This is a genomic window from Paractinoplanes toevensis (assembly GCF_018332695.1).
Taxonomy (GTDB): domain Bacteria; phylum Actinomycetota; class Actinomycetes; order Mycobacteriales; family Micromonosporaceae; genus Actinoplanes; species Actinoplanes toevensis.
Genome location: NZ_BOQN01000274.1, coordinates 1 through 469 on the forward strand (window position 1 = coordinate 1; position 469 = coordinate 469).

At 67.8% G+C, this 469-nt stretch carries 1 protein-coding gene; it reads left to right on the top strand.

The window, feature by feature from the left end; all coding sequences use genetic code 11:
• Positions 1 to 469, top strand: a 469-nt coding sequence (locus tag Ato02nite_RS51180) for a fatty acid desaturase (protein ID WP_213013998.1), incomplete at both ends; no start/stop codon positions are given.

The window sequence follows — 469 nt, forward strand, 5'->3', positions numbered from 1 at the left end:
GCCGACCACCGGCGGCACCACATGTTCAGCGACCAGGAGGGCGACCCGCACTCGCCGTGGCGCTACGGCACCGGCTACTGGGCGCTGACCAAGGGCCTGTGGCACGCCCACCTGGGCTGGATGTTCAGCCGCGAGCGGTCGAACCGGGCACGCTTCGCCCCCGACCTGCTCGAGGACAAAGACATCCGGCTGATCGACAACCTGTTCCCGGCCATCGTGCTCTTCTCGACGCTCGGTCCGGCCCTGATCGGGGGCCTGGTGACCTGGTCTTGGACCGGCGCGGTGACCGCATTCTTCTGGGCCGGCATCGTGCGCATCGGCCTGCTGCACCACGTCACCTGGTCGATCAACTCGGTCTGCCACGTGTACGGCGAACGCCCGTTCGAGGTGCGCAACGGCGACAAGGCCTCGAACTTCTGGCCGCTCGCGATCATCTCGTTCGGCGAGTCCTGGCACAACCTGCACCACG